Origin of the sequence: Pseudomonas sp. R84, from assembly GCF_009834515.1 — a bacterium.
GTDB lineage: Bacteria > Pseudomonadota > Gammaproteobacteria > Pseudomonadales > Pseudomonadaceae > Aquipseudomonas.
In genome coordinates this window covers 3,664,005-3,687,956 of the sequence record NZ_CP019426.1, presented here as the reverse complement: position 1 = coordinate 3,687,956, position 23,952 = coordinate 3,664,005, and the positions used below count along the sequence as shown (strand labels likewise).

Annotated in this window: 21 protein-coding genes and 1 pseudogene; 9 read left to right on the top strand and 13 right to left on the bottom strand. The window is 56.7% G+C overall.

What is annotated here, in order from left to right; all coding sequences use genetic code 11:
• Positions 1-207: 207 nt before the first annotated feature.
• Together PspR84_RS16210 and PspR84_RS16205 are read left to right on the top strand one after the other, a co-directional pair.
• Entirely contained in the window at positions 208-3,057 is a 2,850-nt protein-coding gene (locus tag PspR84_RS16210; protein ID WP_238785127.1) for an Ig-like domain repeat protein, read from the top strand.
• Between the two features lie 182 nt (positions 3,058-3,239).
• On the top strand, positions 3,240-5,780 hold the full coding sequence (locus tag PspR84_RS16205; RefSeq protein ID WP_238785120.1) for an autotransporter outer membrane beta-barrel domain-containing protein: 2,541 nt from the start codon (positions 3,240-3,242) through the stop codon (positions 5,778-5,780).
• 63 nt (positions 5,781-5,843) lie between these two features.
• Here PspR84_RS16205 and PspR84_RS16200 read toward each other — a convergent pair whose 3' ends face one another.
• From PspR84_RS16200 to PspR84_RS16190, 3 genes are all read right to left on the bottom strand, one after another.
• Positions 5,844-6,485, bottom strand: a complete 642-nt coding sequence (locus PspR84_RS16200) for a DUF1345 domain-containing protein (RefSeq protein ID WP_160058122.1) — start codon at positions 6,483-6,485, stop codon at positions 5,844-5,846.
• A 141-nt stretch (positions 6,486-6,626) separates the two neighbouring features.
• Positions 6,627-9,725, bottom strand: a complete 3,099-nt coding sequence (locus tag PspR84_RS16195) for an efflux RND transporter permease subunit (protein WP_160058120.1) — start codon at positions 9,723-9,725, stop codon at positions 6,627-6,629.
• Positions 9,726-9,740: 15 nt separating this feature from the next.
• Positions 9,741-10,898, bottom strand: a complete 1,158-nt coding sequence (locus PspR84_RS16190) for an efflux RND transporter periplasmic adaptor subunit (protein WP_160058118.1) — start codon at positions 10,896-10,898, stop codon at positions 9,741-9,743.
• A gap of 266 nt (positions 10,899-11,164) precedes the next feature.
• Here PspR84_RS16190 and PspR84_RS16185 point away from each other — a divergent pair, with 266 nt between their 5' ends.
• Complete coding sequence (locus PspR84_RS16185) at positions 11,165-11,866, top strand: response regulator transcription factor (RefSeq protein ID WP_007912171.1); 702 nt, start codon at positions 11,165-11,167, stop codon at positions 11,864-11,866.
• Positions 11,867-11,870: 4 nt separating this feature from the next.
• Entirely contained in the window at positions 11,871-13,172 is a 1,302-nt protein-coding gene (locus PspR84_RS16180; RefSeq protein WP_160058117.1) for an ATP-binding protein, read from the top strand.
• A 118-nt stretch (positions 13,173-13,290) separates the two neighbouring features.
• On the opposite strand, the gene PspR84_RS16175 is transcribed toward PspR84_RS16180, so the two are convergent.
• The 3 genes from PspR84_RS16175 to PspR84_RS16165 all read right to left on the bottom strand — a co-directional run bounded on the left by PspR84_RS16175 (position 13,291) and on the right by PspR84_RS16165 (position 15,131).
• Positions 13,291-14,052 (bottom strand): transcriptional regulator, encoded by a 762-nt coding sequence (locus tag PspR84_RS16175; protein ID WP_160058115.1) that lies wholly within the window; start codon positions 14,050-14,052, stop codon positions 13,291-13,293.
• Positions 14,052-14,525, bottom strand: coding sequence for a sigma-70 family RNA polymerase sigma factor (locus PspR84_RS16170; protein ID WP_238785118.1), 474 nt, complete (start codon positions 14,523-14,525; stop codon positions 14,052-14,054). The genes PspR84_RS16175 and PspR84_RS16170 overlap by 1 nt, the downstream gene beginning before the upstream one ends.
• 72 nt (positions 14,526-14,597) lie before the next feature.
• Positions 14,598-15,131, bottom strand: a complete 534-nt coding sequence (locus tag PspR84_RS16165) for a tetratricopeptide repeat protein (protein ID WP_160058113.1) — start codon at positions 15,129-15,131, stop codon at positions 14,598-14,600.
• 159 nt (positions 15,132-15,290) lie between these two features.
• Here PspR84_RS16165 and PspR84_RS16160 point away from each other — a divergent pair, with 159 nt between their 5' ends.
• Positions 15,291-16,064: a class I SAM-dependent methyltransferase gene (locus tag PspR84_RS16160; RefSeq protein WP_160058111.1), complete on the top strand. Its 774-nt coding sequence runs from the start codon at positions 15,291-15,293 to the stop codon at positions 16,062-16,064.
• A gap of 56 nt (positions 16,065-16,120) precedes the next feature.
• Here PspR84_RS16160 and PspR84_RS16155 read toward each other — a convergent pair whose 3' ends face one another.
• Entirely contained in the window at positions 16,121-16,459 is a 339-nt protein-coding gene (locus PspR84_RS16155; RefSeq protein ID WP_160058109.1) for a DUF2834 domain-containing protein, read from the bottom strand.
• 250 nt (positions 16,460-16,709) lie between these two features.
• On the opposite strand from PspR84_RS16155, the pseudogene ilvA reads away from it, so the two are divergent.
• Positions 16,710-17,705 (top strand): annotated as a pseudogene (ilvA, locus tag PspR84_RS16150) (threonine ammonia-lyase, biosynthetic); the annotation flags it as partial.
• Positions 17,706-17,729: 24 nt separating this feature from the next.
• On the opposite strand, the gene PspR84_RS16145 reads toward ilvA, so the two are convergent.
• Positions 17,730-18,035 carry an NIPSNAP family protein gene (locus PspR84_RS16145; protein WP_064362707.1) on the bottom strand — a complete coding sequence of 102 codons (306 nt, stop codon included), beginning with the start codon at positions 18,033-18,035 and terminating at the stop codon, positions 17,730-17,732.
• Between the two features lie 21 nt (positions 18,036-18,056).
• Positions 18,057-18,542, bottom strand: coding sequence for a serine protease inhibitor ecotin (gene eco, locus PspR84_RS16140; RefSeq protein WP_007912158.1), 486 nt, complete (start codon positions 18,540-18,542; stop codon positions 18,057-18,059).
• A gap of 367 nt (positions 18,543-18,909) precedes the next feature.
• On the opposite strand from eco, the gene PspR84_RS16135 reads away from it, so the two are divergent.
• The gene (locus tag PspR84_RS16135) at positions 18,910-19,179 is read left to right on the top strand and encodes a DUF1652 domain-containing protein (protein WP_007912157.1); all 270 of its coding nucleotides are present in this window, start codon (positions 18,910-18,912) and stop codon (positions 19,177-19,179) included.
• On the opposite strand, the gene PspR84_RS16130 is transcribed toward PspR84_RS16135, so the two are convergent.
• Together PspR84_RS16130 and PspR84_RS16125 are read right to left on the bottom strand one after the other, a co-directional pair.
• The gene (locus PspR84_RS16130) at positions 19,176-19,574 is read right to left on the bottom strand and encodes a hypothetical protein (RefSeq protein ID WP_160058105.1); all 399 of its coding nucleotides are present in this window, start codon (positions 19,572-19,574) and stop codon (positions 19,176-19,178) included. The genes PspR84_RS16135 and PspR84_RS16130 overlap by 4 nt on opposite strands.
• A gap of 89 nt (positions 19,575-19,663) precedes the next feature.
• On the bottom strand, positions 19,664-19,933 hold the full coding sequence (locus tag PspR84_RS16125) for a DUF2790 domain-containing protein (RefSeq protein ID WP_160058103.1): 270 nt from the start codon (positions 19,931-19,933) through the stop codon (positions 19,664-19,666).
• Positions 19,934-19,947: 14 nt separating this feature from the next.
• On the opposite strand from PspR84_RS16125, the gene PspR84_RS16120 reads away from it, so the two are divergent.
• Complete coding sequence (locus tag PspR84_RS16120) at positions 19,948-20,346, top strand: hypothetical protein (protein ID WP_160058101.1); 399 nt, start codon at positions 19,948-19,950, stop codon at positions 20,344-20,346.
• 78 nt (positions 20,347-20,424) lie between these two features.
• Complete coding sequence (locus PspR84_RS16115; RefSeq protein WP_007912147.1) at positions 20,425-20,721, top strand: hypothetical protein; 297 nt, start codon at positions 20,425-20,427, stop codon at positions 20,719-20,721.
• A 243-nt stretch (positions 20,722-20,964) separates the two neighbouring features.
• On the opposite strand, the gene PspR84_RS16110 is transcribed toward PspR84_RS16115, so the two are convergent.
• A complete protein-coding gene (locus PspR84_RS16110; protein WP_160058099.1) occupies positions 20,965-23,094 on the bottom strand; it encodes a lipase family protein in 2,130 nt (709 codons plus the stop codon).
• Positions 23,095-23,106: 12 nt separating this feature from the next.
• Positions 23,107-23,901 (bottom strand): hypothetical protein, encoded by a 795-nt coding sequence (locus tag PspR84_RS16105; protein WP_160058097.1) that lies wholly within the window; start codon positions 23,899-23,901, stop codon positions 23,107-23,109.
• Positions 23,902-23,952: the final 51 nt, after the last annotated feature.

Genomic DNA, 23,952 nt, shown 5'->3' with positions numbered 1-23,952 from the left:
ACCGGTTTCAGACGATAGTGATTTGTTTAGTCGTGTCAAGTAGTAAGGCGCTAGGTACCGCGGAAAAATACTGACTTTTCCGACCAGCGGTCGCCTAACCTGTCAGATCTGACAGTAGGCAAGGAGTTGTATTAGGCGTCTAATTTTCTCAAAGGGTAACAATTCAAATCTTTGAAGCCTGTTCATAAAACAACGCGGGCACTTGCCATGAGCAGCATCAAATCAAATTTATTGCCTGCAAAATCAACCGTCTCTGCGGATAAAAATGTGCTGGCGGTGATTATTGAAGTCGATGGTGTGGATCCTGCTGACCCAGCAGGCTATATCCCTCTTGAAAAACTGACCAACGGCACCATTGCTCGAATACCAAGATGGAAAGAGTATTCCATCGATCCAGCCAGGCCTGATCATTTAGTTGTTTTTTTTGAACAGGATCGTATTACCACGAAAATTCATGACGCTTATTATGTTCCCGTTGCTATTGAAGAAATAGAAGTTGTCTTGAGCCCTGCACTGCTGAGCAAGGATGGAGTGGCCGAGATTTACTATGAATTGACTGACTTTGATGGAAATCCGGATCGCGCACCGCGTAGACAGCTGACGATTGATCATACCCAGGTACCGGTTCAGAAACTTGCCGAGGCGGAGTTTCTAGATGCCACGCTAAATGGGTATTGGAACCTTTCCAAAACTCAAATAAATAATGGTGGTGTTGTTTTCGTTCCCGCTCAGACAGTGAGCCGTCCTGTTGATGCGGGTGAATTAGAATGGCGGGTATATAATAGTCTGAATGCTAGTGGTGCCGAAGTGGCAGCTGCATTTGGTCGCTTTGAAAAAACTCTTAATGACAATGATATTAAAACTGGATTCGAAACACCGATCCCGTTCGCCCGGTATATACAGCCGCTGGGGGGGCTGGGCTCGGCTTTGGTTGTATATCGTTTTTTTAATAACGGACGGCTGGTCGGAGAGTCATCGCCAGCCTTGGTCAAGATTGATCTGCTCATTCCGGGCGCGTCAAAGTCGTCCCAGGACGACGGGGTGATAAGTAGTAGCGGTTTCTTGTCTCATAATGGAGTGTATGAAATGACTATCGAAGAAAAAGTTACGGGTGATGCTGAACGTGTGGAATTCGGAGGTGGTGTTCTCTCTCTACCGCCAGTTGTTAAGAATCTTACGGTGAATACGCGAATTAAAAAGGAAGATGCCGACAGAGGTTACATCGAAGTTGACCTTGATGGTCTGACGAACGCAGGCGGCGGTGGCACAGCGCAAATAGAAGTGATCCTGCCCGATGGTTCGGTGGTTGCAGGTGAAACCAAATCACTGGACGGTATCAATCAACCTTTAACGTTCAGAGTGCTTATCGCAAATATTGCTGAACGCACCACTCCGGAGGATCCCACTCCTTATAAGTTTCAATTCAAGATTTTTGACGCGGATGGTAACGATGACCATTCGAGTGCGCCGACCGATATTCAAGTACGGACTCGAGGGCCGTACGCGACCAAAACCCCTAATAGCAGGGGTACAGTGCCCGCTGTGAGTTTTACGAATGCTCCCGCCAGTAACGTACTGGATTCGGCGTGGTTCAATGCAAATCCGGGTGGTTTGCGTTGCAAGTTTCTCGATACGTATGCTTTCAAGCATGCGGATGATGTTAAAAATATATATATGGGGCCGAGATCCATTACTACCTCAGACACCCCAATCATTTCGGGTAAGCTGGATGCCAATGATGAACTGATTATTCCGGCCGACAAACTAAGAGCGTTTGGCACTACAGCACTTTGGGATGCCAATAACATTGTTGACCTGGCAGGATATCCTAGTGTTTTTTCGGCCGCGAGGCGTTTGCTGTCTGTAAGTTTGCCACCGCCTTTGGTGTTCTTTCCTCTTGAAGTGCCGGACGCGGGTACTGATTTAAGTACTACGTTGACACTTAAGCACTTCAATCCGGTGGTGCGGAATATCCGGGTAATCTTGCGACGGCCCACCAACGCAGTGGCGAACGCGGACATCGAAGTCAAGTTGGAAGGCGAAAGCCTGGGCAGCAAGAAGTTAGGTGCTACGGGTGGTCTGGAATTCGACTTGACCTATGATGTGTTCGATGCCGTTTACGGTGTGACCAAGGGCGAACTGCCTGCGAAGCTGACGTATACCTATAAGGATGGAAGTGCCCCCACGGAAGATTCAAATCAGGTGACTACGGTATACCTGAATGGTGATTATCCGCCGATCGGGTTAATTCCAGCTCCGGATCTTGTCAATGGAAACTTGCCACCGGTCGAAGTGACGGGTGTCACTGTTCAGCTGAACCATATTACGCCTGCGGATTTCAATGGGCTTGTCACATTTACCTTCAAATTATGGGAGTTGGACCTGGGCGAGCCACTGGAGCGCCAGGCAGTCGTGAGTTTTTATTACAATAATGAGTTTATGGGGGATGAGTTTATTGATGTTGGAGATCTCTCTACCTCCATTACTGTGCCTTTTGCCCGAGTCGCATTTCATGGTATCGGCACAAGGCCGGCTTACTGTGATATCAAATATCCGGATGTTGACGCTACCGTAGAACAGAAGACTCCGACTACGGTCAGGTTTGAAGCAACGGAGATTAATCTCCGTCCGCACATAGCTCGGGAGTTTAATGCGACAGATCCCGTTGTCAGTTGCCCTGCGCTTGATGTAGTAGCAGGTGCGCATCTCTGGCGAGTGGCGGTAGAGAAAGGGCAAGCAGCATTGCCTGCGGGTCAGGATATAACTGTTCATGTTCACGGCTATGAAGATGTAGGTCTGAGCACGCCGATTGGTGTGCCACATACGGAAACCAAACCGGCTGCGGTCGCAACGGCAGATACCGTTTTTGATGTGACTCTCACGTATCTGAAAACCCTGCAAGGGCCGATTACTCCGCCAGGCACTCCTGCCGACTACAACTACATACAGGTATGGTACTCAACGGTGATTGCAGGAACGACTTATGACTCACCGAAACGTCAATACAGAGTCAACGTACGTAACACCAGCAGCAAGTTCTGTGATGAACCGGCATAACCGATGACCTGATAACCCAACCTGGCTTTCTATTTGTTTAGCGAGTCAGGTTGTGGTTGTTCCTGCAGTGACGAAGCAATTTTCATCATCAAATAGAGACTTATCCTACATAAAGGGAGTAAGTGGCCCTGTAGTCTTCCGCAGCTCGAGAATGCCCTTAACTCAATGTAAGAGCCGTATTTATGCCCAATACCTCATATCTTTCCTATGGATTCGTCAAAGGATGTGCTTTGCCTGCACTGTCCTCAATGATGCTCTTCGGCGCTCCGGTCTACGGTGCCGTGGTTCCAGGTGGTAGCACTCACACAATTGACAACTCCTTGCCTTCTGAAAGCTGGACGTTACAGCCAGGCTCCACACTCATTTCCAATGGTGCAGATACACTGGCGGTAGTCGCCGACACGGCAACGTTCAACGCTACGGGTGCAAACATTGAGCGGCTCGAGGGCCAGCGTAACTCCACGTTCAATATCACAAATGCAGCTATAAGCCTTCTTGGAGGTGGCCGTGCCATCTCGATAAGCGATAGCGTTGCCAACCTTTCGAACACTCAAGTGACCAGCGACGATATCGGGCTGAACCTGATCAGAAATGTATCGGGGCAGATAGGTTCGAAAGTCTTTCTGACGAATGCAAGCTCCGTTTCCGCGCTAAACGGCGGCGCTCTCGCGACAGGCTTCAGCGAGATCAATCTTTCCAGTTCATCGATCACTGGCACCAGTGCAACGAGTTACGGGGCCCGAATCTCCAATGCCGATCTCAAGGCAGTGGACAGTCGGATTACCGGTGGGCTGAACGGTCTGCAGATAGGCCGGGAAATCAACGGGGCCAGAACCTCCACGGTGACACTGGACAGCACTACCGTTGAAGGCAAGTCCGGTTCCGCGATTGTTGTTGGCTTCCAGGACCGGAGCGGGATTACAGCAAATATCGATTTGCTCAATGGCAGCCGATTGATTGGGGCCAACGGCACGAGCCTTGAGGTCAATGACGGTGCCGCGGCCAACTTTTCGGCGGATCGTAGCGACCTTGTGGGTAATGTCGTCGTCGAGTCCGGTAGTTCGGCAGCCGTTACCTTGAAGAATGGCGCGACGCTGAACGGTAACTTGCAAAACGTCGCGCAGGTCAATCTCAACGCAGGGTCAATGACAGGCGATGTACTTGCAGACACTGGCAACCCTGCTTCGGTGCAACTGGCAAACGGTTCTTCGCTGAACGGCAATCTGCAAAACGTCGCGAATGTCAGCGTAGATGGCAGCACCCTTACCGGTGATGTGCACGCTTTGCCTGGGGCAGGGGCCGTCATCCAGTTAAGCAATCAGGCTGTTCTGCAAGGTGGGATTTTTGATTCTGCACGCGTCGCCATTAATAGCGGCGCGCAATGGACGATGTCGGCTGACAGCACCGTGCAGCAACTGGAATTGAGCAATGGTGTGGTGCGGATGGGCACCCATGATCAATACCTGCAATTGAACGTGGTGAATCTGTCCGGTAACGGCACCGTCGAAATGGGCACTGACCTGGTTACCGGGCAAACCGATTTCCTGAATGTCACCGGCAACGCCACTGGGCAACATCAACTGCAAATCGCTGCTACCGGCACGACGCCTGTCACGGCCGAAGCTGTGAAGGTCGGCAATATCGCTGCGGGCGATGCGAGTTTTTCGCTGGGAGGACGTGAGACGGTTGACGCGGGTACGTTCGTGTATCGGTTGGCCAAAGAAGGTCAGGGTCTGTACCTGAATCCGGACAAGGAAACCGTGAGTACTTCGAGTAACACCGCGCTGGCCTTGGCGGGCAGTGCTCGCAGTGTCCTGAATGCCGAGGCCACCATGCTCAGCGATCAGTTGGGTGACCGCAGTCTCAGTATCCGCCCTGAGGCCTCGATGCGCGCCATGGATGACAGCTCGGTGAAACTGAGCAAAAGCGTTTGGGTTCGCACTTACGGTAACCAGTACAACGTCGACAACGCGTATGGCGACGGTTACACCCAGAATCAGACCGGTATTACTGGTGGTGCCGACACGGTCGTCGATATTGCCGGGCGTGCATGGGTACTCGGTGGATTCGTCGGCACGAGTCGAACAGACATCGATCTGAAATACGGTTCCAGCGCCATTGTCGACAGTGTGAACGCGGGTATTTACGGCAGCACCTTCGATGTCGACAGCGGTGTGTTCGTCAATCTCATGGCCAAAGTCAATCAGTTCGATAACAAAGCCAAAGTGACCATGAGCGACGGCACCCGCACGAAGGGTGACTACAAGTCTCTGGGATTAAGTGGTTCTGCAGCAATCGGTAAACATATGCGTCTCAAGGATGATTATTTTGTCGAGCCGCAGGTGCAGGTATCGACGGGCGTTGCGCAAAGCGATGAATACAGGCTCGACAACGGCCTGCAAGTCAAAGCCGATACCATGCGGTCTGTTCAGGGCAAAGTGGGTGTTCGCGGCGGGCGCGTCATCACGCTGGATAATGGCAGTCTGCTGGAACCAAGCCTGTCGACCGCGTTCAATCACGAGTTCGTCAAATCCAACGAGGTCAAAGTCAACGACGACAGCTTCGATGATGATCGTGCCAGCAGCTCTGTGGAGTATGGCGCAGGTCTCAAGTGGACACCGGCTCAGCGTACATGGCAGGTTTCCGGCCAGGTCGGTGGCAGCAAAGGGACAACCGTGAGCCAGGACTGGAGCGGTAGCCTGCGAGTCAGCTACTTCTTCTGATCGGTTACCAGTGAATTGAAAATGCCCTGACAGTGTCAGGGCATTTTTTTGTTCGGAGCTTGTTCAGCCAAACAGTCCTGCGGCGATATTGATTGAAAATCCGAGTATCGCTGTGTTGAAAACAAACCCGATCAACGACTGCGCCAGCACGATTTTACGGATATCTCGCGTTGCCACCCCGACATCGGCAGTCTGCACTGCCACACCGATGGTGAACGAGAAGTACAAGAAGTCCCAGTAGTTGGGCGTGGTCAGCCCTTCGGCAAAGCGCAACGCCGGTTCCTTGCCGTCCCATGTGTAATACAACCTCGCATAGTGCACGCAGAAAATCACCCCGATCAGCAGCCACGAACCGATCACCGTCAGCGCGGTGAACCCGTAATGCATGAGCTTACGCGTGCTTTCCAGATCTTTGCTGCCCGCCAGTTCGAAGGTGATGGTTGCCAAACTGGCCAGCGCGGCAATGCACACCACAAACAGCACCAGCCCGGCATTTTCGTCTTCGACTTCAGCGATGCGTTTGACGTCCGGGGCCTTGGCGCGCACGGTCAGCCAGAACATCAGGATCAGGTAGGTCCAGACACCGGCGTTCCAGCCGATGAGGATTTTGCTGACGATGGAATCAGCGGGCGCTAACAGGCCAGTAGCGAGGCCGAACAGGGCAGCGGCGGACAGGCGAGGGTGGGTGCGGGCGAGGAAGCGCATGGGGACTCACGTTGGTGAATTGTCTCTGCACCATAGCGCACGCCACCTGGCTTTTGTAGGAGCTGCCGAAGGCTGCGATCTTTTGACTTTGCTTTTAGAAGATCAAAAGATCGCAGCCTTCGGCAGCTCCTACAGTTTGGGTCAGTGGGGTTTGGTGAATCGTTGGACGAGTTTGATGACGACGACGAAAAAGACAGGCACAAAGATCACCGCCAGCGTCGCAGTGATCATCCCGCCGATCACTCCGGTGCCGATTGCCTGTTGACTCGCCGAACTGGCACCGGTGGCGATGGCCAACGGCACCACACCGAGAATGAACGCCAAAGAAGTCATCACGATCGGCCGCAGGCGCAAACGCGCGGCCTGCAACGTCGCGTCGATCAGGTCGTGACCTTCGTCATACAGGCTCTTGGCGAACTCGATGATCAGGATCGCATTCTTCGCCGACAGACCGATGATGGTGATCAGCCCGACCTTGAAGAACACGTCGTTGGGCATGCCGCGCAACGTCACGGCCAACACCGCGCCGAGCACACCCAGCGGCACTACCAGCAACACCGAGGTCGGAATCGACCAGCTCTCGTACAGCGCCGCCAGACACAGGAACACCACCAGCAACGACAGCCCAAGCAGGATCGGCGCCTGGTTGCCGGACAAGCGTTCCTGCAACGACAGCCCTGTCCATTCCTGGCCCAGACCTTTCGGCCCCTGCGCCACCAGACGTTCGATTTCCGCCATGGCCTCACCGGTACTGTGCCCCGGTGACGGTTCGCCGGAAATCGCAATCGCCGGATAGCCGTTGTAACGGGTCAATTGCGCCGGGCCCTGAATCCAGTTGGCCTGCACGAACGCCGACAGCGGCACCATATGCCCCGCGTTGTTACGCACATGCATTTTCAGCAGATCGGCGACCTGGCTGCGTTGATCGCCTTCGGCTTGCACGACAACACGCTGCATGCGCCCCTGATTGGGGAAATCGTTGATGTAGCTGGAACCGACGGCGGTGGACAGCACATTGCCGATGTCTGCAAACGAGACGCCCAAGGCATTCGCCTGCTTGCGGTCGACCACCAATTGCACTTGCGGCGCTTCGGCCAGCGCGCTTTCGCGCACATTCATCAGCACCGGGCTTTTTTCGGCGGCAGCCAGCAACTCAGTACGCGCCTGCATCAAAATCGCATGGCCGAGGCCGCCGCGATCCTGCAAGCGGAACTCGAAACCGCTCGACGTGCCGAGGCCATCCACGGGCGGTGGCAGTACCGAGAATGCCATGGCGTCCTTGATCTCGCTCAGCGCAATGTTGGCGCGATCGGCAATCGAGCTGGCGGAGTCATCACTGCCGCGCTGCGACCAGTCCTTTAGCGTAGAAAACGCCAGCGCTGCGTTCTGGCCGCTGCCGGAGAAGCTGAAACCGAGAATCACCACACTGTCGCTGATCCCCGGCTCGCCGGCGTTATGCGCTTCGAACTGTTCCGCCACAGCCACCGTACGATTCTTGGTGGCGCCGGGCGGCAGCTGAATGTCAGTGATGGTGTAACCCTGATCTTCCACCGGGAGGAACGAGGAGGGCAGGCGCGCGAAGCACAGGCCCAGCCCGACCAGCAACACGACGTAAATCAGCAGATAACGGCCACTGCGTTTCAGCGCATAGCCGACCCAGCCCTGATAACGATCGGTCAGGCGCTCGAAGCGGCGGTTGAACCAGCCGAAGAACCCGGACTTTTCATGATGCTCACCTTTGGCAATCGGCTTGAGCAGCGTCGCGCAAAGTGCTGGTGTCAGGGTCAGGGCGAGGAACGCCGAAAACAGAATGGACGTGGCCATCGACAGCGAGAACTGCTGGTAAATCACCCCGACCGAACCTTGCATGAACGCCATCGGAATGAACACCGCCACCAGCACCAGCGTGATGCCGATGATCGCACCGGTAATCTGCGTCATGGCTTTGCGCGTGGCTTCCTTGGGCGACAGGCCTTCGGTGGCCATGATCCGTTCGACGTTCTCCACCACCACGATGGCGTCGTCCACCAGAATACCGATGGCCAGCACCATGCCGAACATGGTCAGCACGTTGATCGAGAAACCCAGCGCGAGCATGGTCGCGAACGTACCCATCAACGCCACCGGCACCACCAGTGTCGGGATCAGCGTGTAACGCACGTTCTGCAGAAACAGGAACATCACCGCGAACACCAGCAGCATCGCTTCGCCCAAGGTGTAAACCACTTTGGTGATCGAGACTTTGACGAACGGCGAAGTGTCGTACGGGATCTTGTATTCCACGCCCGCCGGGAAGTAGCGCGCCAGCTCATCCATCTTCGCCCGCACCAGCGTCGCGGTGTTCAGCGCGTTGGCCCCCGGCGACAGTTGCACGCCGACAGCGGTCGACGGCTTGCCGTTGAGACGCGTGCCGAACTGGTATTCCTGACTGCCGATTTCCACGCGTGCGACATCGCCGATGCGCACAGTTGAACCGTCGCGATTGGCCTTGAGCACGATGTCGGCGAACTCTTGCGGCGTCGACAACTGACCCTTCACCAGAATGGTCGCGGTGATTTCCTGACTGGACGGATTCGGCAGATCGCCGATGCTGCCGGCGGAGACCTGCGCGTTCTGCGCGACGATGGCTTCATTGACGTCAGCCGGAGTCAGGTTGAACGCGATCAGCTTCTGCGGATCGATCCAGATGCGCATGGCCCGCTCGGCGCCATACAACTGTGCCTTGCCGACGCCATCCAGACGCTTTATCTCGTTCATCACGTTACGCGCCAGATAATCGCTGAGCGCCACGTCATCGAGCTTGCCGTCACTGGACGTCAGGGTGATCAGCAAGAGGAAACCGGACGAGACTTTTTCGACCTGCAAACCTTGCTGGTTCACTGCTTGCGGCAGGCGCGACTCGACCACCTTAAGGCGGTTTTGCACGTCAACCTGCGCCAGTTCCGGGTTGGTGCCCGGCTGGAACGTGGCTTTGATCGTCGCGCTGCCGAGGCTGCTCTGCGACTCGAAGTACAGCAGGTGATCGGCGCCGTTGAGCTCTTCCTCGATCAGGCTGACCACGCTTTCATCGACGGTCTGCGCCGAAGCGCCGGGATACACGGCGTAGATTTCGATCTGCGGCGGGGCGACATCGGGGTATTGCGCCACCGGCAACTGCGGGATGGCCAGCGCACCGGCCAACAGGATGAACAGCGCGACGACCCAGGCAAACACCGGACGGTCGATAAAGAACTGCGGCATAGAAAAGCGTCCTGCTTACTGACCAGAGGTCTGGGCAAGTGGAAGAGGGGTGTCGTCGATCTGCACTTTTTCGCCGGGACGGGCGTGTTGCAGGCCTTCGATGACGATACGGTCGCCGGGCTTGAGGCCGCCGGTAACGATCCAGCGATTGTTCTGCACCGCGCCGAGTTGCACCGGTTGCTCGGCGACGCGCATTTGCTCATCAACGGTCAGCACCTGGGCAATACCGGCGCTGTCACGCTGCACGGCCCGTTGCGGCACGGTGATGCCGTTCTGGATGGTTGCCTGCTCCAGACGCACGCGGATGAAACTGCCCGGCAACAAATCGAGGTCCGGATTGGGGAATTCGCTGCGCAGGATGATCTGGCCGGTGCCCGGGTCGACGGTGATGTCGCTGAACAGCAGCTTGCCCGGCAACGGATACAGGCTGCCGTCATCCTGAATCAGCGTGGCTTTGACCTGATTCTGGCCGACTTCCTGCAACTGCCCGGAGCGAAACGCGCGGCGCAGTTCGTTGAGTTCACGGGTCGACTGGGTGAGGTCGGCGTGAATCGGATTGAGCTGCTGGATCAGTGCTAGTGGCGTGGTTTCGTTCTGGCCGACCAGTGCGCCTTCGGTCACCAGTGCACGACCGATACGGCCGGAAATCGGCGCGGTGACGGTGGCGTAACCGAGGTTCAGTTTCGCCCGTTCGACGGCAGCCTTGTTGGCCGCAACGTCAGCGGCGGTCTGCCGGGCGTTCGCACGGGCGTTGTCGTAGTCCTGGCCGCTGATGGCTTGGTCGTCGATCAACTGGGCGTAACGCTGCTCTTGCAGTTTCGCCTGGAACGCATTGGCTTCGGCCTTGCGCAGCGCGGCTTCGGCGCTGTCGAGGTCAGCCTTGAACGGCGCCGGGTCGATGCGGAACAGCACGTCGCCCTTTTTCACGTCGCTGCCTTCGCGGAAGGTGCGCTGCAACACCACACCGGCCACCCGTGCCCGTACTTCGGCGATGCGTGGCGCGGCGATGCGGCCGCTGAGTTCGCTGCTGATCGTCAGGGGATGCGCTTCGATCGTCTCGATACGCACCGTGGCCGGTGGCGCCTGATCCTCTGCCTTCGAGGATGAATCACAGGCGCTCAGTGTCAGCGCCATCGCGATCAGGCCGAGCCCGGCCAGCAGTTTGTTCGACATGTACAACCCCCAATATTGATGCCCGCATCCTACGGGCAGACGCCGAGATTAGCGGTGAAGCTTTGTAGGCGCTGTGTGAAATTGTGTAAGGGTTTTGCTCAGGGACGGGCGAGGGCGTATATCCTTCAGGTCTTGAAATTTATTGCGACAGATAAATAGCTTTCGCGAGCAGGCTCGCTCCCACAAGGAATCGCATTCCAAGTGTGGGAGCGAGCCTGCTCGCGAATGAGCCTTATCAGTCGCCACAGCACTTTCTGGATCACCCCATGCCCAACATCCTCCTGGTCGAAGACGACACCGCCCTCGCCGAACTGATCTCCAGCTACCTGGAGCGCAACGGTTATTCCGTCAGCGTGATCGGCCGTGGCGACCACGTGCGTGAACGAGCGCGGGTCAATCCGCCCGATCTGGTGATCCTCGACCTGATGCTGCCGGGCCTTGATGGCCTGCAAGTCTGCCGTTTATTGCGCGCCGATTCGGCGACACTGCCAATCCTGATGCTCACCGCCCGCGATGACAGCCACGATCAAGTGCTGGGCCTGGAAATGGGCGCCGACGATTACGTCACCAAACCGTGCGAGCCACGGGTGTTGCTGGCGCGGGTACGCACGCTGTTGCGCCGCAGCAGCCTCGGCGAACCGCTGACCGCCAATGACCGCATCCTCATGGGCAATCTGTGTATCGATCTGTCTGAACGCACCGTGACCTGGCGTGATCAACCGGTCGAACTGTCCAGCGGCGAATACAACCTGCTGGTGGTGCTGGCCCGACACGCCGGCGAAGTGTTGAGCCGCGACCAGATTCTGCAGCGCCTGCGCGGTATCGAATTCAACGGCACCGACCGCTCGGTGGACGTGGCGATTTCCAAGCTGCGCCGCAAGTTCGACGACCACGCCGGCGAGGCGCGCAAGATCAAGACCGTGTGGGGCAAGGGCTATCTGTTCAGCCGTTCCGAGTGGGAATGCTGAGCTGATGTTTCGCATCCTGTTTCGCCTTTATCTGGTTACGATCATCTCGTATAGCGCGGCGATTTACCTGGTGCCAGATCTGGTGGTCATGGCATTTCGCGAGCGCTTCGTCACCTACAACCTCGATTATTCGCGAGGCCTGCAATCGTTGATCACCCGCCAGTTTCATGCGGTGCCGCATGAGCAGTGGCCGGCGCTGGCGGCGTCGATGGACAAGGATTTCCAGCCGCTGCACATCGTCCTGGCGCGCATCGACGATGCCGATTTCACCGCTATCGAGCAGGAGCGCCTGCGTCGCGGTGAAAACGTTGTGCGTATCGGCGATTGGGGCTGGCGCACGCTGGCGGTAACGCCGCTGGACGACACCACCGCCGTGCAAATGGTTGTGCCGCCGGATCCGCTGGACGTCAATCTGTTGTACTGGAGCATCAACGTGCTGATCGGCGCGAGCCTGCTCGCCTGTCTGCTGATGTGGTTGCGCCCGCACTGGCGTGATCTGGAACGCCTCAAAGGCACCGCCGAACGCTTCGGCAAAGGTCATTTGAGCGAGCGTACGGAAATCGCCCCAAGCTCTAACATCGGCAGCCTCGCCAATGTCTTCGACACCATGGCCGGCGACATCGAAAACCTGCTCAACCAACAACGTGATCTGCTTAACGCCGTGTCCCATGAACTGCGCACGCCGTTGACGCGTCTGGACTTTGGCCTGGCGCTGGCGCTGTCCGATGACTTGCCGACCGCCAGCCGCGAGCGTTTGCTGGGGCTGGTCGCGCACATTCGCGAGCTGGATGAGCTGGTGCTGGAGTTGCTGTCTTACAGCCGTTTGCAGAACCCGGCGCAGTTGCCGGAACAGGTCGAGGTGTCGCTGGACGAGTTCATCGACAGCATTCTGGGCAGTGTCGATGAAGAGCTGGAATCACCGGAAATCGTCATCGATGTCTTGCTGCACGGCCAGCTCGAACGCTTCTCGCTCGATCCGCGCCTGACCGCGCGCGCGATCCAGAACCTGCTGCGCAACGCCATGCGCTATTGCGAGAAACGCATTCAGATTGGCGTGCAGGTCAATGCCGCAGGTTGTGAGATCTGGGTCGATGATGACGGCATCGGCATTCCCGATGACGAACGTGAGCGGATTTTCGAGCCGTTCTATCGACTGGATCGCAGTCGTGATCGGGCTACAGGTGGGTTTGGGCTTGGCCTGGCGATCAGCCGTCGGGCACTGGAAGCGCAGGGTGGGACGTTGACGGTTGAGTCTTCGCCGTTGGGTGGTGCGCGCTTCCGGTTGTGGCTGCCCACTACCGCCTGAGCTTCATGCCTCTACACATATACCTGTGGGAGCGAGCCTGCTCGCGAAGGCGCCGAATCAGTCGCCATCTTAGCGCTGGTTGTCCGCGATTTAGAGACGGCGCAGGCCTACAGCTTTCTTACACTTTCAGCAGTTGCGCGCGCAGCAGTTCCGCATGCTGCTCCAGCTCCGCCGACGAATTACGGCCAATCAACATCCACGCATGCTCACGTTCAGTCCAATACACCACATTCATCTCATGCCGACGCTCATGGGCCAGCGGCTGACTTCCGCTGTTCGAGCGGGTCACACACAGCGCCAGTGGCCCGTGTTTCGCATCCAGATAAACAATCTGTGCAATCGGCACGCCGTCGTACTCAAGCATTTGTGCCCGTTTGAATTCGGCACCCGGTAGCTTCAAAGTGGCTGGCGAAAGGCTCAGGCCAAGGCGTGCGTCAATCGTGCGCAGTTGCGCGCGTTGGGAGGCGTCGTCCGTGGCCAGATGATCAAGCGTCTGCGGCACGTACAGCGCCATGTAATCGCCCACCAGTGCGCGCCAGTTGTTCGATTGCGCGGCATGCCAACCGAGGAACAAGCGGTCAGCCAGCACACCACCGGCCACTAGCGCTGCGGCTGCGCCACCGATAAACCAGCGTCGGTTGAAGCCCGGACGCTGCGGTGAAGGAATCGCATCCAGCCGCGCTTGCAGGCGATCCAGCGGCGCCTGTTGCGCCAGTTCGTCATAGGCGTTCTTGTACGGCAGGTTGCTGCGGCTGAGCCATTGCACGCGCAGACTCAGCAGCGAATCTTCGGCAATCGCATCGTCGAGCTGATCGCGATATTCGCGTTCAAGTTCTCCGTCGAGGTAGGCGACCAGTTGCTCATCCGAAGGTGTGTTCATCAACGGTCTCCTTCGGTGGATTTCGGCACAGCCTGCAACGGCGGGTATTCGGCGAGTTTCAGCCGTGCGGTGGCCAGACGACTCATGACCGTGCCGATCGGCACTTGCAGGATCTCGGCGACTTCGCGGTAAGACAAGCCTTCGACATAGGCCAGATACACGGTTTCACGCTGGGTTTCCGGCAAGGCATCAACGCGACGAATCACCTGCGCGGCCATCACGTGAGTCTGCGCCGCATACTCCCCATCGAACGCCAGCTGCCCATCGGCATCGACCTGACCCGCACCCTGACGCACGCGTCGAGCGCGCACTTCATTGAGCCAGATCGAATGCAGAATGCTCAATAACCAGCGATCCATGCGCGTGCCGGCGGCGTATTGACCGGCGCGCTCCAGCGCTCGCACACACGTGGCCTGCACCAGATCCTCGGCCAAATGCCGATTGCGCGACAGCAGCAAACCGTAGCGCCACAATCGCGCCAGATGCTGTCCGAGTTCTGCTCTGAATGCCTGATCGTTGACGATGATGGCGGCCCTTATAAGTGCTCAGGTTTTCGATGAATCGTTGATGGCTTCGGCCAGATCCTGGTATTCCTCGCAGGACGTACCGCAAATCGATTGGATCTGCTGCAACTGTTCCTGCGCCAGATCGACGCGACCCTTGATCACATAGGCCTCGCCGAGGTATTCGCGCACTTGCGCATACTGCGGATCAAGCTTCACCGATTGCAGGTAATAACCGATGCCCTCATCAGTGCGCCCCAGTTTGCGCGTGGCATAACCGCGATAGTTGAGGGCCTTGGCGGTTTTCGGTTGCTTGAGCGTATCGAGCAGCGCCAGGGCTTCTTCGTAGCGACCGACCTTGGCGAGGCGATAGGCATAATCGGTACGGTCGGCATCTGAAAGTGCTTTGCTGACTTGCATCACGCACTTCTGCGTTTTGCTGTCCCAGACCTGGCCTTTCGGGCATTCGGGTTTCTGTACCGGAGCTTCTTCATCACCGTTGGCGAAGGCCAATTGGCTGGACATCGCGGCGGCCAGTAACAACGGGGCGGCGAACATAACGGAACGGATAGTCATGGGCAAGGCTCCACAGGGGGTTATGTTTCACTTTGAACACCACAGCGTGAATTTTTATTCATTGCTTTATCAGTGACTGTTCAAGTTCAGCGTAAATTCAAGCGCTATGCTCGGGAGCGTCTGCCGTCGATCCGATGTTTTGCCGTAAGGAGCGTTGCCATGACCGACCACGTCCATCACTCAGCCGCTGCCGGCTACAAAACCGCTGCCGACAGCTACGTCAAAGGGCGGCCGGACTATCCGCCGCAGGTTAGTCAGTGGTTGGCCGCGACGCTGGGTCTGGATGGGCACAAGACCGTGATCGATCTGGGCGCCGGCACCGGAAAATTCACCGGGCGTCTGGTAGCGACCGGTGCGCAAGTGATCGCGGTTGAGCCAGTGGCGCAAATGCTGGAAAAGCTCTCGGACGCCTGGCCTGAAGTCCTGGCCGTGAGCGGCACGGCGACTGACTTGCCGTTGCCCGACGCTTCCGTGGATGTGGTGATTTGCGCGCAAGCGTTTCACTGGTTCGCCAGCACCGAGGCACTGAGCGAAATCGCCCGGGTGCTTAAACCCGGTGGCAAGTTGGGGTTGATCTGGAACCTGCGCGACACCCAGGTCAGTTGGGTGCCGAAACTGGACGCCATCGTCAATGCGCTGGAAGGGGACACGCCGCGCTATTACACCGGCGCGTGGCGCACAGCGTTTCCGCACCCGGCATTCGCGCCGCTGCAGGTTGAACGGTTTCACCATGGCCATACCGGCTCACCGGAAGATGTGATCTTCAACCGCGTGCGCTCGACCAGTTTCATTGCCGCGCTGCCGGAGGCGCAGCGGGCGCAGGTTGATGAGCAGATTCGCGCGTTGATTGCCGCCGAGCCTGAGTTACGCGGCAGGGACGTGGTGACAGTGCCTTACGAAACCGCCGCGTTCGTCGCCGTGAAAAAGGGCTGAATCCCACGACACTCCGCTATCGCGAGCAGGCTCACTCCTACAGGGGTTTCAGGTGTTCATAGTATCTGGCTGCACTTTTCCACCGCCTTGCGTCGTTCGCGAACCCCACGCACCACCAGATACAACAACGGCCCAACCGAGACAAAAACCGCCGTCAACAACAAATACGGCAGCACCGACCAAACCGACTGCCCACGCGACCGCGCATCCTTGACCATCCAGATACCCGCCAGCGTGGCCAGCAGATACAGATCAATCACCACCTGCGCCGTATCGGGCCGCGACATCAGGCTGATGCCAAAATCGATCAACGACTGTTCAGCCTGGAGCATCACCGAAACGGTGTAACCGCTAAAAGCGAGCAAAGCCGTGAGGGGCAGGGCGATCGACATCATGCATTCCTTCCGTGGTGTGATGAGAGAGTCGCCAGACTAACGCCGCCGCGCAAAATTGGCCATTGACTCGCCAATAGCGCACAGGCTAATTTCCAGCCCATGACTTCGACTGTATCGCGCTGCCAGCCAATGATTATTACCGCCATTCCTCATTTGGCGGGCTAGCTCACGACTGCAGCACCCAACCCGCCCTAGAGGCGGGTTTTTACTTTCTGTCTCCGGGGTTTTGAAAAAATGTCAGGAGACGACCATGCCGCACAGCCCCGACCAGCAAACCCTGCTTGAACACTATGTGAAAAAGATCCTCGCCGCGCCGGTGTACGACCTTGCGGTGCGCACGCCTTTGCAAGCGGCGCCGGCGCTGTCGGAGGCGTTGGGCAACCGGATTCTGCTCAAGCGTGAAGACCTGCAACCGACGTTCTCCTTCAAGATCCGTGGCGCTTACAACAAACTGGTACAACTCAGTGAAGAACAGAAGGCGCGCGGAGTGATCACCGCCTCGGCCGGCAATCACGCGCAAGGCGTGGCGTTGGCAGCGCGCGAACTCGGGATTGCGGCGACCATCGTCATGCCAGCGACAACGCCGGAACTGAAAGTGCTGGGTGTGCGCAGTCGCGGCGCTGAAGCGTTGCTGCACGGCGAGAGTTTCCCGTTCGCGCTGGCCCATGCGCTGCAACTGGCGGAACAGACCGGGCGCACCTTCGTGTCACCGTTCGATGACCCGGAGGTAATCGCCGGGCAGGGCACCGTGGCGATGGAAATCCTCCGCCAACATCAAGGTTCGCTGGATGCGATTTTTATCCCGGTAGGTGGTGGCGGTCTGATCGCCGGCATCGCCGCCTACGTCAAATACCTGCGCCCGGAAGTGCGGATCATCGGCGTCGAATCCGAACATTCAGCGTGCCTGAAGGCTGCGCTCGAAGCTGATCAACGCGTCGTGCTGCCCACGGTGGGGACGTTCGCCGATGGCGTGGCGGTAGCGCAGATCGGCGCGTTCGGGTTTGAGGTGTGCCGCTTTTGCGTCGACGAAGTGATCACCGTCAGCAATGACGACCTCTGCGCAGCGATCAAGAACATCTACGACGATACCCGCTCGATCACCGAACCTTCCGGCGCCTTGGCCGTGGCCGGGATCAAGCAGTACGTAGCGCGAACCGGGGTGAGCGAGCAGACATTCGTGGCAATCGACTCGGGCGCCAATATCAACTTCGACAGTCTGCGCCATGTCGCCGAGCGCGCCGCAGTCTGCAGCGTCTCGGCGTGAAGCGGTTTACGGCAGTAACGGGCGCAGGAAGCTGCGCTCGTAGCTGACGATAAACTTCTTCTCGACCAGGCTGGCCACCAGTGCGGTGCTTTCCGGGTCAGTCATCGCGATGTGCCGGTAGCTTTCGTAATCCGCCAGCGACGGAAAACTGAACAGGCAATAAGCGATGTTGCTCGCGCCTTCGGACGGCAGGAAGTAGCCGTGATGCGTGCCGCCCAAGCGCTCGACGATGCCGAGCCAGGCCTTGGCGTAGGCCTCGAACTCGGGCAATTGGTATGGATCAATGACATATCGGACATGGCAGGTAATCAAACGACGCACTCCTTGTTCGGGTTATTCCTGCAGGGCTGTACCGACTTTGTCCGACGCCGACCAGATGCGATATCGCACTTCGACGTCCGACGGCGCATACACCACGACCGGCAATTTGCTGTTGTAACGCAGCATGAAACCGTCACCGACGACCGGCACGAACGCGCGTTTCTTCTGGCTGCCGGGCGGGCAGGCCATCATCGTGCTCATCGGCCCGATGACTTTTTCCAGTCGATAGAACGGATAACCCCAGCCTTCAAGATTCTTCTCATCGAGAACACCGCCCAAACGCTGGCGGTTGCAGTCCACTTCAAGGGTTTTGCCGGCGAGGATTTCCACCTGGAAGTTCTCTTCCTGCTCTTGCTTGGGCAAGTGAATGACCTGGCGAGTGAACCCGGCTTCAGCCTTCGGGAACGGCGCGACGTCTTCAAGCTTGGCGGCGTGGGCGAGGGTGGACAGGCTGGCGATGAACAAACCGGTGGTCGCGTAGACGCGTAAAGAACCCATGGAAGCCTCCGTGCGGGTGTAGGGTGGATGACGGGCATTCTTACCGTCATGGGCCGTGATTGCAAACCAGCGTCGAGTTGCAAATTGCAGTACCCGCCAAGGCCATTCTTGCAAATTGCAAGTAGCCAAATACTGGCACCGCCGCCAAGTGCTTGATTTCATGAGGGTGAAAATGAACCGATGAAAGGCACGCTTTATGCGTCTTTTCAGTGCGGCGCACCGGCCTTGGGCGCCTACACTCCAATGGGCATTTCGCAGTACCACCGCTTGTCGCACCAGGGAAACAGCGGGGACACACCCGTGCAGGGGCAGCAACGGTCAGCGTGAATACTTGATTGGCATCTCACAGTAAGGAGAGGGTTTCGCCATGTTTCTGTCTGCCTTGGAACTACGCAATATCATTGAAAGCAGTTTTCTGCCGAAACGCTGCCAGTGCACGCTGTCGCCGGACTTGTCGATGACCGTCAAGGTTTTCGGCGATCACCAGACCGATCAGGTCGATCTGCTGGTCAGTGGCATCGACGCCAGCCACCTCAATGGCTGTCGTGAAATCAACGAACTGATCGCCGGGCTGCGCTCGGATCTGAACCAGCAAACTGTGCAACATCACTACAGCCCACGCTCCAGAGTCGTTTAACGCACCGTTTCACCCAGTTCGACCGTCACGCGCCGGGCCTGCACAAAACCAAGGCCCAGCGCGAACTCGACCAGCACCGCGAGCAAAATCCCGGGGCCGGCATGACCGTTGAGCCATTCCGCAAAACCCAGCACCGCCAAGCCAAAACAACCGACGATAAACCCGTTGCTCAGCGCATTGCGCCCCAGCGACGGCGGTGCGTTGCGCACCAGATAAAACATCACCCCCAACGCCGCAAACAGCACCGCGCTGCGCCGCGCGACAAACCCCGCAGCGTCGGAATACTCGATGCTCCAGATCGCCAGCAGGCTCTCCGGGAAAACGCCCCAGGCCAACGCCAGCAAAAAACACAACGAACAAGTGAAGCCCGACAACGTGCGAAACGACAACTGCATGGCGAATCCTTGCGGCAGTGAGGAGGGCTCCGAGCATAACCGCCGAAACACCCCACGCCTACCGCAAACCCGCAAATCAGACGTTTCTGTCAGTTCTGGAAGTTGCACGCGTCAGACAATTTCCGGTAGCTGATTTCCTCAGGCTTACCGGCATTGTCGATGTACTTCATGTCGGCCGTGACCACCTTGCACAGTTGCGTTGGCGGCTCGGTCAACGACACCACTTTGGCCACATGCAGCGGCATGCCGTACTCATACGGCATGGCTTTGGACGTGGCAGAGGTGTCATTGGCCTGGGCCAGCCCGGCAAACGCGGTGCAGGCGAGGGCGGCAGTGAGTAATAAAGGACGAATGTTCATGAAAGGACTCCCGAGTGACGGTTCTAGAGTTCGGCGTGATTCACCCGAACCTGCCGCACTGGGCGACAGCCAGAATGGCTGAGGGCGTGCGGTTCAGTAGAGTTTTTGACCACGGCGTTAAGGGATGGTTAACCGAGCTGAACGCCGGCTGTCAGGGAGTGCGGCGGTTTTCTTTGGAAGGTTTGGCGAATTCCTACAAAGGCTGGTGCCTTGTCTGCTTTCGGCGGCTGGAGCGGGGCGGTTATTGTCGGTTGCCGCTGCAAAATCAGTGGTTCGGGTTTGGTCACCCGGGAATAATCGATTGCATATGTGCCATCATTTGCACCGCGGAGTTCTTTGACCGTGAAGTGCATAGCTGTGGCGGCCGTGTGCAGGACGCCTTCGGGCGAGCTGAGTTGATTGTTCTCGGTTGACCAAGCCTGTACACGGTCCGCCTCCCATCGTTTGGTCACGGTGTCGGCGGTTACTTTTGAAACAATCGAGTAATCAATATGCCAATAATCAAACTGCTACAAAACCGCTATCTCCCCCTCAGCAGCAATGTCACCGAAACCCCGACACTGCTCATCGACACCCAAGCCAACCCGAAAGACATCCTCGAAGCCGCCGTCCAGCGCATCCGCGCCGCCGCCGACTTGCTCGAAACCCTGCATTGCCTGTGCTTCAAACACGCCGACGTGCAAGACATTCCACACATCACCCATGCGCTTTACCTGCTGACGCAGGATGGCAATGATTTGCTGCAGGTCGCGCAGCAGCAGATGTTGAGTTGGAAGGCGCCGGTTTAACAAAACGCGAAAGCAGGGGAGTCTGTCTGGACTCCCCTTGGCCATGTGATTCATTCAGGTCTCAGTGTACGGAATCACCATTCACTCTCTTTGTACGTCGTCGGTAATCGGGAGACGCGAATTATCCTTCGTGTCTTATACAGGCTGAAGTTCATCAACCCATTCCCAATGTGACGACTCCAATAGCAAGTGCGTGAGCCGTCACGGCAAGAAATTTTCGCTTGGAGCATGTTCATACCGAAATCATGCAGTCCTTAGTTGAGCGCTGCCCGCGTGAGGAATCATCGCGAGTTGAACGTCGACATTGTTCTCTTTCTTTGCTAGCCAGCGTTGCAGGTTCTGGTCATGTTCAGGCGCCTGAGTGGCAGAACCGTAGATATCCTCAGGTGTGAGCTTGAGATAGCTCAGGGTATGAAGGCGCTGGCGGGAGGTGTCCAATCGACCGATTTCCGCCCGCAACACACTTGCTTGCTGCATGGCGGCTCGGCGATCCGATTGGAAAGGGCTATTCAACTCCGCCTCTTTGGTTTTCAAGCGTTCCTGCATTTCCTGCAGTTGGAAGTAGATCTGATCGTATTCAGTCTTTGTTACCACCGTTCCGCCGCCTTCCTGGGTCTGCTGCCAGCGGCGCAACGTTGCCCATGCGTTTGGAATGTAGGATGGCAGCATGTAGTGGTGAGGCATCTGGAATAGTTGCTGGATGAATAGAGCCCGGTCGGGCAAGTCACCGAACTTTTTCACTGCCCGGGTGCACGCGGCTTCCTCGATGGATTCGCAACCCGGGTTCCACAGCACCGAAGATTGCTCACGGCCTTTGAAGTGCACAGGCATAAAGTGATGCAGGTCGCCCTGATGCTCGTAAGCCGAACCACCTGTTCGACTTAAACCCAAGGCAAAAATCAACGCGCCCAGTGGCGCCGTGATAAAGCTGAGCACCACACCTGGGACCCAGATTCTCTTACGAGTGTTCATCCACGGTGCCGGTACGCTTGGGATCGGGTCGTTGTCGTTGACCATGCGGTGGTGCGCCAAGGCCGTTGCACCCTGAACAAAATCTGCGTCCCCTGCTCGGGGCGAACCATATGTATAAAGCAAAATGTCGTAATTTTTTGCGCTTTGCCTGAGCGCCTCTGCGAGTAATGTCGCAATGGCTCCTCCAAGGCTGTGGCCACAGATAATTACTTTTTGATCAACATGGAAACTGTCGAGGTAAGCTTGGACGAATTCCCTCATTGCTTGATAGGCCTGGTAAAAGCCTTGGTGAGCTTTGCCTACGCCAGGATTTACAGGAATTTGCTCCGCATCGGTATCTCGAACAAAGTCGACGAGTTCTAATGTTCCACGTATGGAAATAAGAACAACCTCGTCATGATGTGTCATGAACGCTTGGGTGTTAGTTCCACCATCAGCTTTACTGTCATCGAAGAAATGCCACTTTGCAGGGTGTTCCTGCTTGCCCCCCTGTTGCGGTTTGTTTTGTTCATACAAAGTCGGATCGAATGGCAAAATTTCGAAACGCTTGGAGTATGGGACGTCTTCATAAAGCGGATAGTACGCAGCAGACTGCTGCGCGTTAATCTTCCAAGACTCCTTATAACAAGCCATACCCTCTCCAAACATATTTCCTACGCTGGGCTCGAGGGGGAAACTCACCGTATCAGTAGGCTGCTCCGCCGGTGACTGTCCGAAGTCACAATAGCTCAATGCCGCAAACAATGAGAGTTGATACAAATTCAATGCACTAAACTTGTTGTCTCTCGAGAGCATTGGGCGGAAAGCCCGCAGCGGGCGCACTTCCAGAACTGTGAGTGTGTTCGGTACCAGGGCAACACCCCAAAGATCTGGTTGCTCCGGACCGAAACCGATGTCGCCCAGTACTTTTAGCAGATTCTGATTGGGAGGGTATTTGGCTTTTGACTCCGGAGGGAGATGCGAGCTTTTTTCAACGAGGTGGCGTACTTCGACATGAAAAAATTGATCCGCTTCAGATTTTGCTGGGTTGTTGTCAACTCTTTGGCCATCTTTACGGATGAATCGCGTTTTTTCGGCTCGAACCTGCAGCTCGCTGACTTTCAGCGGGTAGTTTGGCCGGCTCATCAACCAGTTATAGTCTTCTTCGCTACCGGTGTAAGGCTGATCCACGGTCAGCACGACAGGCCCTTCGTAGTGGTTTAGAACTTCACCAAAACCGGTGGCGTCTAGCGTACCTTCATATCGCTGTCCAACGCTGTCGGTGACCACATATTTAAGCCCGGCATAGGGCTTGCCATTCCCGGACTCGTCAACTAGCCGAAATCGAACTTTGGTGCCTCTGAGTGGGCAGGGCTCTTTGGCATCTTTTAGTAGTGGTTGTGCTGCTTTTTTGACCGTCATTGATGAATGTCCTTATTCCGTACACGTCGGGTAGATCGTGCAATCTCGCCCGTCCGGCATTTTGAAAGGTTTGAAATCGGTAGTGTTACCGCGACAGAACGCATAGGGATCTTCCAGACTCTTGCCCATGCAACGCTTCCATCCTTTCGGAAATTTCACCCAATTGTCACCTACGGCCGGCCTCTCATCATTGGACACAGTGAAGGTGACTCTCAATGTCTTCCCCACTAACTGCGGACGCTTCAAGGGCCCTTCGGCGATAGCACCATTTTTTTCTTCTTGCGTCGCCACCGGAGCGCATTTAAGGATTTTTGCGATAACGCGATTGGACCCGACAGTGCGGAATAGCCACTCGCACTCCCGTTGCAACTTAAGTGGAGACGGTGGATGAGTCCCATCAGTCGGGCCGTCCTCAAACTGGATTCCCGAATAGTCTTTGCCTACGTCTACCGGACCAGCAGCGTATTTGGCGTAAATCTCATAGTCGAGATTATCCAAAACCAGCGGACATCCGCCCTCCACACTTGTAAGGGCAACCTGAAAGTTCGCAGTTTGAGCTTTCTCACTGCGTTTCTGTTCGAAGAACTTGAAACCCGGATGTTCACGGCCTTTCTTCACTGGAACAGAACACGTCTCACCCATCCGAGGCACATATTGCGCTTCAACCAATATCTGAAACCCGGGGGGAAGCTCAGTCACTAAAGTAAAACTGTCTTGCTGAGCAACCGAACAGCCAGTAGCCCCAATCGCACCCAACCCGATCATGATGCTGCGAACAAACCCATTGGAAATATTGCGATGACGCATTTGATTGTCCTTTGACTCGGGCGATCGTTTCGAGCGAGCGACACCCAAAGT

Bases quoted from the DNA above. Each gene is read 5' to 3' on its own strand.
- PspR84_RS16115 (WP_007912147.1), top strand. From the start codon at position 20,425: ATGCCAATAATCAAACTGCTACAAAACCGCTATCTCCCCCTCAGCAGC.
- PspR84_RS16205 (WP_238785120.1), top strand. From the start codon at position 3,240: ATGCCCAATACCTCATATCTTTCCTATGGATTCGTCAAAGGATGTGCT.
- PspR84_RS16130 (WP_160058105.1), bottom strand. From the start codon at position 19,574: ATGCAGTTGTCGTTTCGCACGTTGTCGGGCTTCACTTGTTCGTTGTGT.
- PspR84_RS16190 (WP_160058118.1), bottom strand. From the start codon at position 10,898: ATGTCGAACAAACTGCTGGCCGGGCTCGGCCTGATCGCGATGGCGCTG.
- PspR84_RS16165 (WP_160058113.1), bottom strand. From the start codon at position 15,131: ATGACTATCCGTTCCGTTATGTTCGCCGCCCCGTTGTTACTGGCCGCC.
- PspR84_RS16175 (WP_160058115.1), bottom strand. From the start codon at position 14,052: ATGAACACACCTTCGGATGAGCAACTGGTCGCCTACCTCGACGGAGAA.
- PspR84_RS16200 (WP_160058122.1), bottom strand. From the start codon at position 6,485: ATGCGCTTCCTCGCCCGCACCCACCCTCGCCTGTCCGCCGCTGCCCTG.
- PspR84_RS16135 (WP_007912157.1), top strand. From the start codon at position 18,910: ATGTTTCTGTCTGCCTTGGAACTACGCAATATCATTGAAAGCAGTTTT.
- PspR84_RS16180 (WP_160058117.1), top strand. From the start codon at position 11,871: ATGTTTCGCATCCTGTTTCGCCTTTATCTGGTTACGATCATCTCGTAT.
- PspR84_RS16185 (WP_007912171.1), top strand. From the start codon at position 11,165: ATGCCCAACATCCTCCTGGTCGAAGACGACACCGCCCTCGCCGAACTG.
- PspR84_RS16110 (WP_160058099.1), bottom strand. From the start codon at position 23,094: ATGACGGTCAAAAAAGCAGCACAACCACTACTAAAAGATGCCAAAGAG.
- PspR84_RS16125 (WP_160058103.1), bottom strand. From the start codon at position 19,933: ATGAACATTCGTCCTTTATTACTCACTGCCGCCCTCGCCTGCACCGCG.
- PspR84_RS16195 (WP_160058120.1), bottom strand. From the start codon at position 9,725: ATGCCGCAGTTCTTTATCGACCGTCCGGTGTTTGCCTGGGTCGTCGCG.
- PspR84_RS16210 (WP_238785127.1), top strand. From the start codon at position 208: ATGAGCAGCATCAAATCAAATTTATTGCCTGCAAAATCAACCGTCTCT.
- eco (WP_007912158.1), bottom strand. From the start codon at position 18,542: ATGGGTTCTTTACGCGTCTACGCGACCACCGGTTTGTTCATCGCCAGC.
- PspR84_RS16160 (WP_160058111.1), top strand. From the start codon at position 15,291: ATGACCGACCACGTCCATCACTCAGCCGCTGCCGGCTACAAAACCGCT.
- PspR84_RS16155 (WP_160058109.1), bottom strand. From the start codon at position 16,459: ATGATGTCGATCGCCCTGCCCCTCACGGCTTTGCTCGCTTTTAGCGGT.
- PspR84_RS16105 (WP_160058097.1), bottom strand. From the start codon at position 23,901: ATGCGTCATCGCAATATTTCCAATGGGTTTGTTCGCAGCATCATGATC.